13 protein-coding genes and 1 riboswitch are annotated in these 15191 nt (G+C 68.8%); of the genes, 9 read left to right on the forward strand and 4 right to left on the reverse strand.

All coding sequences use genetic code 11. The features are described from left to right. Nucleotides 1-459: a hypothetical protein gene (locus tag BLR21_RS26975; protein ID WP_090009722.1), complete on the reverse strand. Its 459-nt coding sequence runs from the start codon at nt 457-459 to the stop codon at nt 1-3. A gap of 59 nt (nt 460-518) precedes the next feature. Here BLR21_RS26975 and BLR21_RS26980 point away from each other — a divergent pair, with 59 nt between their 5' ends. Further along, nucleotides 519-1085: a TetR/AcrR family transcriptional regulator gene (locus BLR21_RS26980; RefSeq protein WP_256334957.1), complete on the forward strand. Its 567-nt coding sequence runs from the start codon at nt 519-521 to the stop codon at nt 1083-1085. Here the strand turns inward: BLR21_RS26980 and BLR21_RS26985 are convergent. Then, a complete protein-coding gene (locus tag BLR21_RS26985; protein ID WP_090009727.1) occupies nt 1058-1993 on the reverse strand; it encodes a M28 family metallopeptidase in 936 nt (311 codons plus the stop codon). The genes BLR21_RS26980 and BLR21_RS26985 overlap by 28 nt on opposite strands. Nucleotides 1994-2106: 113 nt before the next feature. Between BLR21_RS26985 and BLR21_RS26990 the strand changes: the two genes are divergently transcribed. The 4 genes from BLR21_RS26990 to BLR21_RS27005 all read left to right on the forward strand — a co-directional run bounded on the left by BLR21_RS26990 (nt 2107) and on the right by BLR21_RS27005 (nt 7045). Beyond that, on the forward strand, nt 2107-3594 hold the full coding sequence (locus tag BLR21_RS26990; protein ID WP_420843912.1) for a potassium/proton antiporter: 1488 nt from the start codon (nt 2107-2109) through the stop codon (nt 3592-3594). 234 nt (nt 3595-3828) lie between these two features. Then, nucleotides 3829-3943, forward strand: a riboswitch (SAM riboswitch). Between the two features lie 37 nt (nt 3944-3980). After that, nucleotides 3981-5312, forward strand: a complete 1332-nt coding sequence (locus tag BLR21_RS26995) for an aminotransferase class V-fold PLP-dependent enzyme (RefSeq protein WP_090009730.1) — start codon at nt 3981-3983, stop codon at nt 5310-5312. Nucleotides 5313-5335: 23 nt separating this feature from the next. Beyond that, nucleotides 5336-6061: a signal peptidase II gene (lspA, locus tag BLR21_RS27000; RefSeq protein WP_256334958.1), complete on the forward strand. Its 726-nt coding sequence runs from the start codon at nt 5336-5338 to the stop codon at nt 6059-6061. 99 nt (nt 6062-6160) lie between these two features. Continuing rightward, the gene (locus tag BLR21_RS27005) at nt 6161-7045 is read left to right on the forward strand and encodes an RluA family pseudouridine synthase (RefSeq protein ID WP_090010019.1); all 885 of its coding nucleotides are present in this window, start codon (nt 6161-6163) and stop codon (nt 7043-7045) included. Nucleotides 7046-7101: 56 nt separating this feature from the next. Here BLR21_RS27005 and BLR21_RS27010 read toward each other — a convergent pair whose 3' ends face one another. Next, complete coding sequence (locus BLR21_RS27010) at nt 7102-7941, reverse strand: AsnC family protein (RefSeq protein ID WP_090009732.1); 840 nt, start codon at nt 7939-7941, stop codon at nt 7102-7104. Nucleotides 7942-8155: 214 nt separating this feature from the next. Between BLR21_RS27010 and dnaE the strand changes: the two genes are divergently transcribed. The 3 genes from dnaE to BLR21_RS27025 are packed head-to-tail and all read left to right on the forward strand — an operon-like array spanning nt 8156 to nt 14197. Further along, nucleotides 8156-11668: a DNA polymerase III subunit alpha gene (dnaE, locus tag BLR21_RS27015; RefSeq protein WP_090010022.1), complete on the forward strand. Its 3513-nt coding sequence runs from the start codon at nt 8156-8158 to the stop codon at nt 11666-11668. 56 nt (nt 11669-11724) lie between these two features. Next, nucleotides 11725-12930 (forward strand): cytochrome P450 family protein, encoded by a 1206-nt coding sequence (locus BLR21_RS27020; protein ID WP_256334960.1) that lies wholly within the window; start codon nt 11725-11727, stop codon nt 12928-12930. A 4-nt stretch (nt 12931-12934) separates the two neighbouring features. Then, nucleotides 12935-14197: an adenosylmethionine--8-amino-7-oxononanoate transaminase gene (locus BLR21_RS27025; protein ID WP_090010026.1), complete on the forward strand. Its 1263-nt coding sequence runs from the start codon at nt 12935-12937 to the stop codon at nt 14195-14197. Here the strand turns inward: BLR21_RS27025 and BLR21_RS27030 are convergent. Continuing rightward, nucleotides 14170-14412 (reverse strand): glutaredoxin family protein, encoded by a 243-nt coding sequence (locus tag BLR21_RS27030; RefSeq protein ID WP_090009735.1) that lies wholly within the window; start codon nt 14410-14412, stop codon nt 14170-14172. The two genes, BLR21_RS27025 and BLR21_RS27030, sit on opposite strands and share 28 nt — an antisense overlap. A 36-nt stretch (nt 14413-14448) precedes the next feature. On the opposite strand from BLR21_RS27030, the gene bioD reads away from it, so the two are divergent. Then, the gene (gene bioD / locus BLR21_RS27035; RefSeq protein ID WP_090009738.1) at nt 14449-15168 is read left to right on the forward strand and encodes a dethiobiotin synthase; all 720 of its coding nucleotides are present in this window, start codon (nt 14449-14451) and stop codon (nt 15166-15168) included. The last annotated feature ends 23 nt before the right edge of the window (nt 15169-15191 follow it).

The raw sequence follows: 15191 nt of genomic DNA on the forward strand, positions 1-15191 counted from the left end.
TTAGACGAGTTGTGGCTGGTGCGGGCTCACCCCGAGTGAGCGCCGCACCAGCCGCACCCACGGTGACCACCGGGCGGGTGCGGCGGGTACGCGGCCTGCCGCGCGTTCGCAGGCGTCGAACAGGTCCTCCAGGCACGCGTCGTGCATCCACCGGATGATCAACGCCCACCGCAGGCGCTTGCCCAGGCTGAAATCGCCGATCAACTCGTGCCGCAGGACCGTGCCCGAGGCCGACAGGGTGTGCGTGCCGTCGCCGTCCTCGAACGCGAAGGTGATCGACTCGCCGGGGACGAACTCGGTGCAGTGGTAGCGGATCGGGCCGTGCCCGCCGTCGGCTCCCACGCCCAGCGGGCGATCGAACTCCTGCTTGCCCCAGGCGGGCGGCCAGAGCTCCTGGACGCGCTCGACGAACGGGCCGGCGGGCACGCCGAGGTCGCGGGTGTGGACATTCTTGATCATGGAAATTCCTCTCCATACGCTGCCGTATGTTCCTGGAACGTACGCTAGCGTATGGAACCGTGGCGCGGAGAAATCGTGACGACTGGACTGAGATAGCGCTGAGAGCGCTCGCCGAGGGAGGGCTTCCGGCCGTCGCGATCGAGCCGCTGGCGGCGCGGGCCGGAGCCACGAAGGGGAGCGTCTACCACCACTTCCCGAACCGCGAGGCGTTGCTGAAGGCGACGGTCGAGCGGTGGGAGCGGGAGCACACCGAGAAGGTCATCGAGCTGGTCGAGTCCGAGCAGACGCCGCACGGCAAGCTCCGGACGCTGTTCGCCATGGTGCTCGACCAGACCCGCAAGGGCTCGGTGGAGATGGCGTTGCAGGCGGGTGCCGGGAACGAGCTGATCGCGCCGGTCCTCCAGCGCGTCACCGAGAAGCGGATCGGCTACCTGACCGAGTTGTTCGAGCAGCTGGGGTTCGGCAAGGCCCAGGCGAGGAGACGCGCGCTGATCGCGTTCAGCCTCTACCTGGGCCAGGCGCAGATGTGGACGACCCTGCCCGGCCTCGTCGAACCGGTGCTCGACGAGGCCGTGCAGGTGCTCACGCAGAAATCAGATCAGGCCGCGGTCGCCCACAACGCGTAGGCGATCACGTCCGCGTTGCGGTCGAGCGCCGTGGCGTTGACGTTCGCCGTGGTGTCGCAGGAGCGGTGGTAGCAACGGTCGAAGGCCTGGCCGGCCGTGCCGCCCCACTTCCGGGCCTGAGCCGCGGTCTTGGTCTGCTCGGCGCCGGTGAACGTGCCTCCGGTCGCGATGTTCTCCAGTGCGAACGCCGCGTGATCGGAGCGGCCGCCGACCTTGATCAGCTCGGTCTGAACGCCGATCGAGGTGAAGCCCGCCTGCAGCCGCTGCTGCAACGCCACCGAACCGGAGGGCTGGTTGTCGGCGCCGTCGTAGACGAAGTAGCCCGGGTTCGGCGAGCCGGTCATGTCGAAGTTCAGGTACGCCTTGATCCTCGACTTCTCGGTGGCGGACAGCGAGGCCACGTAGGCCCGCGAACCGCGCAGTCCGAGTTCCTCGGCGCCCCACCAGCCGAACCGCACGTGCTTGGTGGGCTGGAAGTTCGTCGCCTTCATCTGGAGGGCGACCTCCAGGATCGACGCGGAGCCCGTGCCGTTGTCGTTGATGCCGGGGCCCGACCTGACGCTGTCGAGGTGGCCGCCCAGCATGACGACGTTGTTCAGGTCGCCGCCGGGGTAGTCCGCGATCAGGTTGTAGCCGGTGGCGCCGTTGTAGGTGAACGACTGCACGCGCGTCGTGAAGCCGGCCGCGTCGAGCTTGCTCTTCACCCAGTTGATCGAGGCCAGGTACCCCGGTCGTCCGTGTGCGCGGTTGCCGCCGTTGGCGTTGGCGATCGACTGGAACTGGTTCAGGTGTGCTCGGACGTTCGCGACGTTGATGTCCGGTGCCGCCAGGGCCGCGGGTGCCACCGCTTGCGCGGTGGTCGCTCCGGTCACCATCAAGGCGGCCGCCAGTGCGATGAGGATCCTCATGGTTCAACTCCATGCAGGGTTAGGGATTGAGCCACTGATCAACATGCTCCTTCGTGCATGAGCGCGGTAGAGGCGATCGTCGGATTCGTCGGAATCGGTGGTGATCAACCAGAATGGTCCAGGTGGGTGACGTCACGGTCGTTCTGGGCGTCGGCGCCGCCGTGCTGCTGATCTCCGTGATCGCGGTGCGGGTGTCGACCCGGCTCGGGCTGCCCTCACTCCTGCTCTACCTCGGCATCGGCGTGCTCCTCGGCGAGTCCGTCGTCGGTATCAAGTTCGACGACGCCGACCTCACCCAGTCCCTCGGCATCGCGGCGCTGGTGCTGATCCTGACCGAGGGCGGGATCACGACCCGCTGGAGCGCGGTGAAGTCCTCGCTGCGGCTGGGCGTCGCACTGTCCACAGTGGCCGTCGCGGTGAGCGTGGCGGTGACCGGAACGGCGTTGCACTTCCTGCTGGGCCTCGACTGGCGGATGGCGTTGCTGTGGGGCGCGGTGCTGTCGTCCACCGACGCGGCCGCCGTCTTCAGCGTCCTGCGCTCCCTGGGCGTCGGCTCGCGGCTCACGGGCGCGCTCGAACTGGAGTCCGGCCTCAACGACGCGCCGGTCTACATCGCCGTGGTGCTGCTGGCCTCGTCGGACCAGATCTCCTGGACCGCGCCGCTGCTGGTGATCTACGAACTGGGCGTGGGCGCGCTCATCGGCGTGGCACTCGGATATCTCGGCGGGGCCGGGCTCCGACGCGCGGCGCTGCCCTCCACCGGTCTGTACCCGCTCGCCACGGTGGCCGTGTGCGTGATGGCCTACACGGCCGGTGACCTCGTGCACGCCTCCGGATTCCTCGCCACGTACGTCGCCGCGCTGGTCCTCGGCAACGCCCGCCTGCCGCACCGCGCCGACACCCTCTCGTTCGCCGAAGGCCTCGGCTGGCTCGCCCAGATCGGGCTCTTCGTGCTGCTCGGCCTCTACGCCTCGCCGTCGCGCCTGCTCGACGTGCTGTTCCCCGCACTGGTCGCGGGCGTGGTGCTGACGTTCGTGGCCCGGCCGCTGTCGGTGGTCCTCGCCTCGCTGCCGTTCAAGGTGCCGTGGCGCGAACAGGCGTTCCTGTCCTGGTCGGGGTTGCGCGGCGCGGTGCCCATCGTGTTCGCGCTGATCCCGCTGATCCAGGGCGTCGAGGGTGCTCGCGAGCTGGTCGACGTGGTGTTCCTGCTGGTCATCGTCCTGACGGTGGTGCAGGGCACGACGCTGCCGTTCCTCGCGCGGCGCCTCGGGCTGGTGAAGGCGGGCGAGGTGCAGGAGGTCCAGGTCGACGCCTCGCCGCTCGACGAGCTCGGGGCCGAACTGCTGCAGGTACACATCCAGCGCGGGTCGAAGCTGCACGGCGTCTACATGTCCGAACTGCGGCTACCGACCGGAGCCACGGTCAGCCTCGTGGTGCGCTCGGGGAAGAGTTTCACGCCACAACCGACGACGAGGCTGCAGACGGACGACCAGTTGCTCATCGTCACCACCGAAGAGGCGCGCGACGCCGCTGAGCGGCGCGTACGTGCCGTCGACAGGGCCGGTCGCTACGCCAGGTGGAAGGGCGAGACCGGGGATTAGGCCCTGTTCTGCAGGTCCGTTCGATGAGAGTCACGGTCGAGAGACCCGGAGGCGGTGCCGCCGCAATGCCCTCATACCGGGCGTATTCGGGCTTTGCGGCGGTGCCGTCTCCGGGGCCCTCGGCCGCGACTATCGCGGACGAGACCTGCAGGACAGGGCCTATCGGTCTCCGAGGCTTCTCACGATGTGATCGGGTGTCGACGGGAGTGTCACCCTCCGCTAACGTCGTCGGCAGGTCATGAGAGCCAGCGTCAAGCCCAAGCTTGCTGGCCGGCAACCCTCCAACCGCGGTGGGGTGCCCTTGGTGAGGACCTGGTCCGGCGCGTGGGGCGCCGGTCAAGCGCGGGCCTTCACACAACGGGGCCCCTGGCCTCGGAGGCAGCTCGATGACGCTCGCGATCACCCCTGGAACCACCACTTCCGTTCCGGCTGTCGTCGGCGCCGACCTGCGCGTTCCCCTGGTCACCGGCGAGCGCGTCACCTACGCCAACCTTGACCACGCGGCGTCGGCGCCCTGTCTGCAGGAAGTGCGCGACGCCGTCGACGAACTGCTGCCCTGGTACGCCAGCGTGCACCGCGGCGCCGGGTTCGCGTCGCAGGTCTCGACCCGCGTCTACGAGCAGGCCCGCGACCGCGTCCGCAGGTTCGTCGGGGCGCACTCCTCCGACGCCGTCGTCTTCACCCGTAACACCACGGACTCGCTGAACCTGTTGGCGCGCAGCGTTCCCAAGAACACCGCCGTCGTGCTGTTCGACAGCGAGCACCACGCGGCGCTGCTGCCGTGGCGCGGTCCGAACGTTCAGCGGGTTCCCGCCCCATCTTCGTCTGGCGCAGCGATTGTCGCGCTGGACCGGGCGTTGGCCGCCGCCCCGGTCGGCCCTCGGCTCGTGATCGTCACCGGGGCGTCCAACGTCACGGGGGAGCTGTGGCCGGTCGCCGAGCTCGCGAAGGTCGCCCGCCGCCACGGCGCGCGCATCGCGCTCGACGCCGCGCAGCTCGCCCCGCACCGCCCGATCAACGCCCGTGAGCTGGGCGTCGACTACATCGCGTTCTCCGGCCACAAGATCTACGCGCCCTTCGGCGCGGGCGTGCTGGTCGGCCGTGCGGACTGGCTGCAGCAGGCCCAGCCGTACCTCGTGGGCGGCGGCGCGACGTCCAAGGTGACCGACCACGGGGACCGCCTCGGCGTGGCCTGGTCCGCGGTGCCCGAGCGGCACGAGGCCGGCAGCCCGAACGTCGTCGGCGTGCACGCGCTGGCCGCGGCCTGCGAGATCCTGTCGCGGCACTGGGAGCAGACCGTCGCGCACGAGCAGGAACTGCTGACGCGCCTGCGGAACGGCCTGCGCACCATCCCCGGCTTCCGCGAGCTCGCGATCCTGGCCGACGCGGACAAGGTCGGCGTCGTGAGCTTCACGATCTCCGGCTTCGACGCGGGCTTCCTCGCGGCGGCGCTGTCCGCCGAGTACGGCATCGGCGTGCGCGACGGGGCGTTCTGCGCGCACGTGATCGTGGGGCGCCTGGTCAAGCAGGCCGGATCGCACGAGGAACGGGCCGTGCGCGCGTCGGTCGGCCTCGGCACGACGGCCGAGCACGTCGATCGCCTGATCGCGGCGCTGCGCACCCTGGTCACCGAAGGTCCGAAGTGGACCTACACGCAGCGGGACGGCCGCTGGGTGCCGCAGGACGACAACCGAACCCTGCCGCCGTTCCTCGCGTAGTCCCTGTAGTGGACAATGACCTGGTGAGTGACGAGTCCAAGGCCGAGGAGAAAGCCTCCGGGATGGTCGCTGACGTACCGGCGGAAGCGCAGGTCAGCGAACCCGAGACGGTCGCGATCGTGGTCGAGGAGCCGGCCGCGGAGTCCCCCGCGAAGGTGGAGGACGACGACGAGTTCCCGATCTCCGGTTCGATCTCCGGCTCGCTGCCGGAACCGAGGACGAAGATCCTCGCGATCCTGGCGGCCGGCGTGCTGGCCCTCGACGTGGTCACCAAGGTCGTGTCCGTCGCGTTCCTCGAGGGCGCCGACCCGATCAAGCTGTTCGGCGGCGTGCTCTACCTGACGTTCGTCCGCAACCCCGGCGCCGCGTTCGGCCTGGCGGAGAGCATGACGTGGATCCTCGCGCTGATCGCGTTCGGCGTCGCCGGGTTCATCGTCTGGATCTCGCGCAACCTCCGTTCCCAGGGCTGGGCCGTCGGCCTCGGCCTGGTGCTGGGCGGCGCCATCGGCAACCTCGCCGACCGCCTCTTCCGCACGCCGGGCCCGATGCGCGGCCACGTCGTCGACTTCCTGTCGCTGTTCGACCCGTACGGCCAGGTGTGGCCGGTGTTCAACGTCGCGGACATGGCGATCGTCTGCGGTGGCGTGACGATCATCATCCTGGCGCTCCTGCAGCACGACTACGACGGGACCGTTCACAAGCGGACCGAGCCCCTCCCGGAGCAGGACGGTCTGCAGGAGTCGAAGTAGCCGCTCCTGGTAGTTTCAGCAGGTTCTGCAAGAAGAAGAAGGTCGAGGCCCCGCGTGAGCGGATACCGAACGCTGCCCATTCCCGACGGTCTGGACGGCATGCGCGTCGACGCCGGTCTCGCGAAGCTGCTCGGCTTGTCCCGCACCGTCGTCGCGTCCATCGCCGACGCCGACGAGGTGCTGGTCGACGGCCGGGTCGTCGGCAAGTCCGACCGGCTCACGGCCGGGGCGATGCTGGAGATCACGCTGCCGGCGCCGCCGCAGCCGATCACCGTCCAGGCGATCCCCGTCGAGGGCCTGATCATCATCCACGAGGACGACGACATCATCGTCGTCGACAAGCCCGTCGGGGTCGCCGTGCACCCGTCACCGGGCTGGACCGGGCCGACCGTCGTCGGCGGGCTCCTCGCCGGTGGCCACCGCGTCGCCACGTCCGGAGCCGCCGAACGCCAGGGTGTCGTGCACCGGCTCGACGTCGGCACGACCGGCGTGATGGTGGTCGCGAAGTCCGAGTCCGCGTACTCGGCGCTGAAGCACGCCTTCAAGGAACGGACCGTCGAGAAGGTCTACCACGCGATCGTGCAGGGTCACCCGGACCCGATCAAGGGCACCATCGACGCCCCGATCGACCGCCACCCCAAGCACGACTACAAGTTCGCCGTGATGCAGGACGGCAAGCCGTCCATCACGCACTACGAGGTCATCGAGGCGTTCCGCGCGGCGTCGTTCGTCGAGGTGCATCTGGAGACCGGGCGCACGCATCAGATCCGTGTGCACTTCTCGGCGCTGCACCACCCGTGCGTGGGCGACCTGACGTACGGGGCCGACCCGACGCTGGCCAAGCGGCTCGGGGTGACGCGGCAGTGGCTGCACGCGCGTCAGCTCGGGTTCCACCACCCGGCGGACGGCCAGTGGGTCTCGTACACGTCGGAGTACCCCGCCGACCTGTTCGTCTCGCTGGAGAAGCTGCGCGAAGAAGGCTGATCGCGGCTGGGCAGATCACCGGTTGACGACGTTGCGCCTGATGTCGACCGGTGTGCTCAGTCCTCGACGGTCCAGACCAGGGTGTTCAGGTCGACCTCGGGGCGCACGCTCCAGCGGACCTGGATCACCTGGGTCTCGTCGGGCAGCACGAACACGCTGTGCCCGCCCGTCGTCTCGCCCGGCTGCACGCCGAGCTTGTGCGCGGGCCGGGAGGACAGCGAGACAGGCGCCTTCGTCACGGTCTCGCCGGTCTTGGTCACGAGGACCAGGTACATGTCCGGCAGCGAGGTGTAGGGGACCTGCGAGGTGTTCGTCACCTCGGTGTGCACGACCACGGACCGTTCGCCCTCGGCGAGCTTGTAGCCGGCCGCCGTGAACAGGAAGTCGGCCGGGTCGACGACCTCGACCAGCTGGATGGTGAGGCGGGCGCCTTCGAGGCTGTCCGCCTCCAGCACCGAGCCGATCTTGCCGGTCCGCGAGACGACGGGCTTGGGCTGCGGCTGGTCCGCGCGCACCCAGCCGGCGGACTGGGGCGGACCCCAGGTGGCCTGCGGTGGCTGCTGAGCGGGGAACGGCTGGCTGACCGGGCCCTGCGGACCGTAGGGCTGCTGCTGGACCGGGTGAGGACCGCTCTGGTGCACCGCGTACGGGCCGGACGGCGGACCGCCCGTGTAGCTGCCGTAGGCGGCGGCGTTCGCGAGGGCCCTGCGCACGCCGTTCGGGTCGCACTCCACACCCACCAGCAACGGCAGTCCGCTGCCCGAGAGGGTGATCAGGCGCATGGCGGCCTCGCGCGGGTCCATGCCCAGGCGCTGGGCGATCTCGTGCACGGCGGCGCGGCCCGACTCGGCGAGAACGGCGAGCAGGCGGGCGTCTACGGGATCGGGGGGCACCACGAAAAGAACGCTACCCGGAGGTGACGATCACCGTGTCACCGCATACCGGATCGAGATCACCCCGACAGACGGCAGGTTGGTGCGTGAGTGCCGGAGCGCGGCGGGATAGGGTTGGCAGATCCGGAATTCGCGTCCTTCCCACGCGTCCGTTCGATCTCATGGAGGTACCGTGGCGGACTCGTTTGTGCATCTGCACGTGCACACCGAGTACTCGATGCTCGACGGTGCGGCCAAGGTGGCTCCGCTGTTCGAGGAGGCCGGGCGGCTCGGCATGACCGCTGTCGGCATGAGCGACCACGGCAACATGTACGGGTCGGACGAGTTCTACCAAACGGCGATGAAGACGGGCATCAAGCCGATCATCGGCATCGAGGCCTACCTCGCCCCGCACAACCGCCTGCACAAGAAGCCGGTCGCCTGGGGCGATCCCGGTCAGCGCGGCGACGACATCTCCGGCGCCGGCGCGTACACCCACATGACGATGTGGGCGCGCAACGCGGACGGACTGCGGAACCTCTTCCGGCTGCACACCGAGGCCAGCAAGACGGGTTACTACTACAAGCCCCGCATGGACCGCGAGCTCGTCTCGGAGCACGCCGACGGCATCATCGCGACGACCGGCTGCCCGTCCGGCGAGGTGCAGACCCGGCTGCGGCTCGGACAGGTCGACGAGGCGTTCCAGGCCGCGTCCGACTACCGCGACATCTTCGGCAAGGACAACTTCTTCCTGGAGTTGATGGACCACGGCCTGGAGATCGAGCGCCGGGTCCGCGACGGCCTGCTGGAGATCAGCAGGAAGCTCGGCATCCCGCCGCTCGCGACGAACGACAGCCACTACGTCACCAAGGACCAGGCGGACACGCACTCCGCGTTGCTCTGCGTGCAGTCCGGCAAGATGCTGACCGACCCGAACCGGTTCAAGTTCGACGGCGACGGCTACTACCTGAAGTCGTCCGAGGAGATGCGGGAGATCTGGAAGGACCTCCCGGAGGCGTGCGACAACACGCTGCTGGTCGCGTCGATGGTCGAGTCCTACGAGGACATCTGGACCGTCAAGGACCGCATCCCGAACTTCGAGGTGCCGCAGGGCGAGGACCAGGCCTCCTGGTTCCGCAAGGAGATCCAGCGCGGGCTCGAATGGCGGTTCGAGGGCCGGGAGGTTCCGGACGAGTACATCAAGCGCTGCGACTTCGAGGCCAAGGTCATCATCGACAAGGGCTTCCCGGCGTACTTCCTGATCGTCGCCGACCTGATCAGCTACGCCCGCAGCGTGGGCATCCGCGTCGGTCCCGGCCGTGGTTCGGCCGCGGGCGCGGCCGTGTCGTGGGCGATGGGTATCACGAACATCGACCCGATCCCGCACGGTCTGCTGTTCGAGCGGTTCCTGAACCCCGAGCGCACCGCCATGCCCGACATCGACATCGACTTCGACGACCGCCGTCGTGGCGAGATGATCCGCTACGCCAGCGAGAAGTACGGCACGGACAAGGTCGCCCAGGTGATCACGTTCGGCACCATTAAGACCAAGGCGGCGCTGAAGGACTCGGCGCGCGTGCACCACGGCCAGCCGGGCTTCGCGATCGCCGACAAGATCTCGAAGGCGCTGCCGCCGCCGATCATGGCGAAAGACATCCCGCTCAACGGCATCGTCAACAAGAGCCACCCGCGCTACGGCGAGGCCGCCGAGGTCCGGTCGCTGCTGGAGACCGACTCGCAGGTGAAGGAGATCTTCGACACCGCGCTCGGTCTCGAGGGCCTGATCCGCAACGCCGGCGTGCACGCCTGCGCGGTGATCATGTCGAAGGACCCGCTCACGGAGTCCATCCCGCTCTGGTACCGCGACGACGGCTCGTTCATCACCGGCTGGGACTACCCGTCGTGCGAGAACATCGGCCTGCTGAAGATGGACTTCCTCGGGCTGCGCAACCTCACGGTGATGGGCGACGCGATCGAGAACATCGAGGCCAACCGCGGCAAGGACGCGGTCCCGGACTTCGACAAGCTCACGCTCGACGACCCGGAGACCTACGCGCTGCTCGGCCGCGGTGACACGCTCGGCGTGTTCCAGCTGGACGGCGGGCCGATGCGCGACCTGCTGCGCCGGATGCAGCCGACGACGTTCGAGGACATCGTCGCCGTCGGCGCGCTGTACCGCCCCGGTCCGATGGGTGTGAACGCGCACAACGACTACGCGGACCGCAAGAACGGCCGTCAGGAAGTCAAGCCGATCCACCCGCAGCTCGAGGAACCGCTCAAGGTGATCCTCGGCGAGACGCACGGTCTGATCGTCTACCAAGAGCAGATCATGTTCATCGCCCAGGAGGTCGCGGGCTACTCGATGGGTCGAGCGGACGTGCTCCGCAAGGCCATGGGCAAGAAGAAGGCCGAGGTTCTGGCCAAGGAGTTCGAGGGCTTCCGCGAGGGCATGCGCAACGACCCGCGCGGCTTCTCCGACGAGGCGATCCAGGCGCTGTGGGACACGATCCTCCCGTTCGCCGGCTACGCGTTCAACAAGTCGCACGCGGCCGCGTACGGCCTGATCTCGTACTGGACGGCGTACCTCAAGGCGAACTTCCGCGCCGAGTACATGGCCGCCCTGCTCACGTCGGTCGGTGACAACAAGGACAAGTCGGCGGTCTACCTCGCCGAGTGCCGCCGCCTGGGCATCAAGGTCCTCCCGCCGGACGTCAACGAGTCGGCGCTGCGCTTCGGTGCCGTCGGCACGGACATCCGCTTCGGCCTGGGCGCGATCCGCAACGTCGGCGCGAACGTCGTCGAGTCGATCATCAAGAGCCGCCGGGAGAAGGGCGCCTACACGTCCTTCACGGACTTCATGGACAAGTCCGAGCTCGTCGCCTGTAACAAGCGTGTGATCGAGTCGCTGATCAAGGCAGGCGCGTTCGACGCGTTCGGCCACCCCAGGCTCTCGCTGATCCAGGTGCACGAGGACGCGGTCGACGCCGTCGTCCCGATCAAGCGCAAGGAGGCGGAGGGGCAGTTCGACCTGTTCGGTGGCGACAGCGCCGACGACCAGGACGACAGCAGCTCACCGCTGGCGCACCTCAAGTTCGGCACGGACGAGTACCCGCGCAAGCAGATGCTCAGCCTCGAGAAGGAGATGCTGGGGCTGTACGTGTCCTCGCACCCCCTCGACGGCGCCGAGCGGATCCTGCGCAAGTACGCGCCACGGCCGATCGCGGTCGTGCTCGACGATCCGCCCAAGGAGGGCGAGCTGATCGTCTCGGGCATGATCTCGTCGATCGAGCGCCGGGTGAACAAGAACGGCCTGCCGTGGGCGATCACGGTCATCGAGGACCTGGACGCGTCCATCGAGGTCCTGTTCTTCCCGAAGTCCTACGAGGTGCTACGCGACGACCTGGAGCTCGACTCCGCCGTGTGCGTGAAGGGCCGCGTGAACTGGCGCGACGACAAGATGGCGATCTTCGGTGACGGTGTCGTCCCGCTCGACATCAGCGATGCGGAGGCCAACCCCGGCGCGGACCCGCCGCTCGTGCTCGGGCTGCACACCAAGACGCTGACGCCCGCGCTGATCGAGGAACTCAAGATCGTGTTCAAGTCGCACGAGGGTCAGGTCGCCGTGCACCTGGAGGTGCAGAAGCGCGACAAGTCGAAGGAGATGCTGGTGGTGGACAACTACCGGGTCAGCACGACGCCGTCGCTCTTCGGTGACCTCAAGACCATCCGCGGCGTCACCATCCAGCGTTAGCCGCCTGGCCGCAGAAATAGTGGCGAGGGTTGAGTAAACGGGGTTAACTGGGTGAGGTGACGACACTCACCCAGTTGCCCGACGACTACGTCCAGAACCCGCACGAAGTGCACGACCTGCTGCGTGCCGAGGGGCCCGTGCAGGAAGTCCACATGCCGCGCGGGCTCAAGGTCTGGCTCGTGACTCGGTACGACGAGGCGAAGATCGCCCTCACCGCTCCGCAGGTCAGCAAGAACATCGCCGAGGGCGGTCACCTGATGGCCGTGCACGCTCCCGGCACCGACCAGCGCCGCGAGATCGAACCCACGCTCGCCGTGCACATGCTCAACATGGACCCGCCGGGCCACACCCGGCTGCGCAAGCTCGTGACCAAGGCGTTCACCGCCCGTCGCATCGAGCTGATGCGCCCACGTGTGCAGGAGATCGCTGCCGAGCTGATCGCCAAGCTCAACGACGGCGACGAGGTCGACCTGCTGGAGGCGTTCGCGTTCCCGCTGCCGATCACCGTCATCTGCGAGCTGCTCGGCATCCCGATCGACAACCGCGACGACTTCCGCGAGTGGTCGAACCAGCTGCTGTCCTTCGGCACGCCGGACCAGGTGCAGGCCGCCGCGTCCGCGATGGCCGGCTTCCTCTTCCAGCACGTCACGGCCATCGCCCAGGCCGAGCCCGACGACACGTTCTTCTCCGCGCTCGTGCACGCCGACGACTCCGGTGACCGGCTGAACACCGAAGAGCTGATCTCGATGGCGTTCCTGCTGCTCGTGGCGGGCCACGAGACGACGGTGAACCTCATCGGCAACGCGGTGCTGTCGTTGCTGAGGAACCCGGACCAGCTGCAGATCCTCAAGGACCGCCCCGAGCTGATCCCGGCGAGCACCGAGGAGTTCCTGCGGCTGGAGGGCCCGGTCAACGTCGCGACCTTCCGCTACACCAGGGAGGACCTCGAGCTCGGCGGCGTCACGGTGCCCGCCGGCGAGATCCTGATGGTGTCGCTGGTCGCCGCGAACCGCGACCCCGCGAAGTACGCCGATGCGGACAAGCTCGACGTGACGCGGTCCGCGCAGGGGCACGTGGCGTTCGGTCACGGCATCCACTTCTGCCTCGGCGCGCCGCTGGCCCGGCTGGAGTTCGACGTGGCGCTGACGCAGCTGCTCGACCGGTTCCCGAACCTGACGCTGGCCGCGGAGCCGGAGACGTTGGTGTGGCGGGACAGCACGCTGATCCGAGGGCTGCACACCCTGCCTGTCCGCCTCGCCTAATGTGCTGCGGGTGGACGACCTGCTGAAGCTCGACCAGGCGCACGTCTGGCACCCGTACGGCCCGATGCCGGGCACCCAGGAGCCGTTGCTCGTCTCGGAGGCCTCGGGTGTCCGGCTGACGCTCGCGGACGGCCGCGAGCTCGTCGACGGCATGTCGTCGTGGTGGGCGGCCATCCACGGCTACCGCCACCCGGCGCTGGACGCGGCCGTCACCGAGCAGCTCGGCAGGATGAGCCACGTGATGTTCGGCGGCCTCACGCACGAGCCCGCCATCCGCCTCAGCACGAAGCTCGTCGAGATCACCCCCGAGCCGTTGCAGCACGTGTTCCTCTGCGACTCCGGCTCCGTGTCGGTCGAGGTCGCGGTGAAGATGTGCCTGCAGTACTGGCGCTCGCAGAACCGGCCGGAGAAGCACCGCCTGCTGACGTGGCGCGGCGGCTACCACGGCGACACGTTCAACCCGATGTCCGTCTGCGACCCCGAGGGCGGGATGCATTCGCTGTGGCGCGGAATCCTGCCGCAGCAGGTGTTCGCGGACGCGCCGCCGGCCGAGATGGACACCGCGTACGTCCAGCACCTCGCCGACCTGGTCGAGGAACACGCGGACGAACTCGCCGCGATCATCGTCGAGCCGGTCGTGCAGGGCGCCGGGGGCATGCGCTTCCACGACCCGCGCTATCTGCACGTGTTGCGCGAGCTGGCGTACACGCACGACGTGCTGCTGGTGTTCGACGAGATCGCCACGGGCTTCGGCCGTACGGGCGAGCTGTTCGGTGCCGATCACGCGAACGTCAGCCCGGACGTCATGTGCCTGGGCAAGTCGCTGACCGGCGGGTACCTGACGATGGCCGCCACCCTGTGCACGTCACGGGTGGCGGACGGGATCAGCAGGGGCGAGGTGCCGGTGCTCGCGCACGGACCGACGTTCATGGGCAACCCGCTGGCTGCGGCGGTGTCGCTGGCGTCGATCGACCTGCTGCTGTCCCAGGACTGGAAGCGCGAGGTAGCCCGCATCTCCGCCGGTCTGACGGCAGGACTCGCGCCCGCACGCGCGTTGCCCGGCGTTCGGGACGTGCGCGTGCTGGGCGCCATCGGTGTCGTGCAGCTGCATGAGCCCGTGGACATGGCCCGTGCCACTCGCGCCGCGGTTGACGCGGGCGTCTGGCTGCGGCCGTTCCGCGACCTGATCTACACGATGCCGCCGTTCGTCAGCACGGACGACGACATCGCGGCGATCTGTCAGGGCGTGATCGCGGCGGCGAGCTGAGTGTCGGTCGGCTCGACCAGGAACTCACCGTTCGGGAGCACGACGACCGGGATCTGCTTGCGGCCGGAGATCTCGATCGCTTTGTCGCGCGCCTCGTCGTCGTTTTCGACGTCGACGTAGGTGAACGGCACGTTGTTGCGGGTCAGCCACGACTTGGCCCGGCGGCAGTCGCCACACCATTCGGCGCCGTACATCACGATCGGTTGCTCGGTCATGCCCTTACGGTAGGTGACGTCCTAAGGTGAGTGCCTGTGAGCGTGCTGGTGATCACCGGAACCGGGACCGAGGTCGGCAAGACCGCCGTGACCGCGGGCATCGCGGCGCTGGCCAGGGCAGAAGGCAGACGGGTCGCGGTGCTCAAGCCCGCGCAGACCGGTCTGCTGCCCGGCGAGCCTGGCGACGTGGCGGAGGTGGCGCGGCTGGCGGGCGACGTGACGACCCGTGAGCTGGCCAGATACCCCGACCCGCTGGCCCCCGCCACCGCGGCGAGACGTGCGGGCATGGCCACCGTGCACCCCAAGGACGTCGCCGCCGAGGTCACCGCGCTCGACGAGACCCACGACCTGGTGCTGGTCGAGGGCGCGGGCGGGTTGCTGGTGCGGTTCGACGAGGGCGGCTCGACGCTGGCCGACATCGCGTGGGCGGTGAACGCACCCGTCCTGATCGTGGCTCAGGCCGGGCTCGGCACGTTGAACGCGACCGCGCTGACGGCCGAGGCGTTGCAGCGGCGTGGACTCGAGTCGATCGGTGTCGTGGTGGGCAGCTGGCCGCTGCACCCCGACCTCGCCTCGCTCACGAACCTGGCCGACCTGCCGGAGGCGGCGGGCGCACCGCTGCTCGGCGCGCTGCCGCAGGGTGTGACGAAGCTCGGCCCGGTGGACTTCCTGACCGTCGCCAGGAGATCGTTCTCACCGTGGTTCGGCGGGGAGTTCGACCCGGAGACGTTCGCGGCTCAATTCGCGGTCCAGTGACCTACATCGCTGCACGGGGAAGG

It is taken from the genome of Lentzea albidocapillata subsp. violacea, assembly GCF_900100275.1.
In the GTDB taxonomy this organism is placed as follows: Bacteria; Actinomycetota; Actinomycetes; order Mycobacteriales; family Pseudonocardiaceae; genus Lentzea; species Lentzea violacea.

Excerpts from the sequence above, each read along its gene's own strand:
- BLR21_RS26985 (WP_090009727.1), bottom strand. The coding sequence starts at position 1,993 with ATGAGGATCCTCATCGCACTGGCGGCCGCCTTGATGGTGACCGGAGCG.
- BLR21_RS27030 (WP_090009735.1), bottom strand. The coding sequence starts at position 14,412 with ATGACCGAGCAACCGATCGTGATGTACGGCGCCGAATGGTGTGGCGAC.
- BLR21_RS26995 (WP_090009730.1), top strand. The coding sequence starts at position 3,981 with ATGACGCTCGCGATCACCCCTGGAACCACCACTTCCGTTCCGGCTGTC.
- BLR21_RS26990 (WP_420843912.1), top strand. The coding sequence starts at position 2,107 with ATGGTCCAGGTGGGTGACGTCACGGTCGTTCTGGGCGTCGGCGCCGCC.
- BLR21_RS26975 (WP_090009722.1), bottom strand. The coding sequence starts at position 459 with ATGATCAAGAATGTCCACACCCGCGACCTCGGCGTGCCCGCCGGCCCG.
- dnaE (WP_090010022.1), top strand. The coding sequence starts at position 8,156 with ATGCTCGACGGTGCGGCCAAGGTGGCTCCGCTGTTCGAGGAGGCCGGG.
- BLR21_RS27005 (WP_090010019.1), top strand. The coding sequence starts at position 6,161 with ATGCGCGTCGACGCCGGTCTCGCGAAGCTGCTCGGCTTGTCCCGCACC.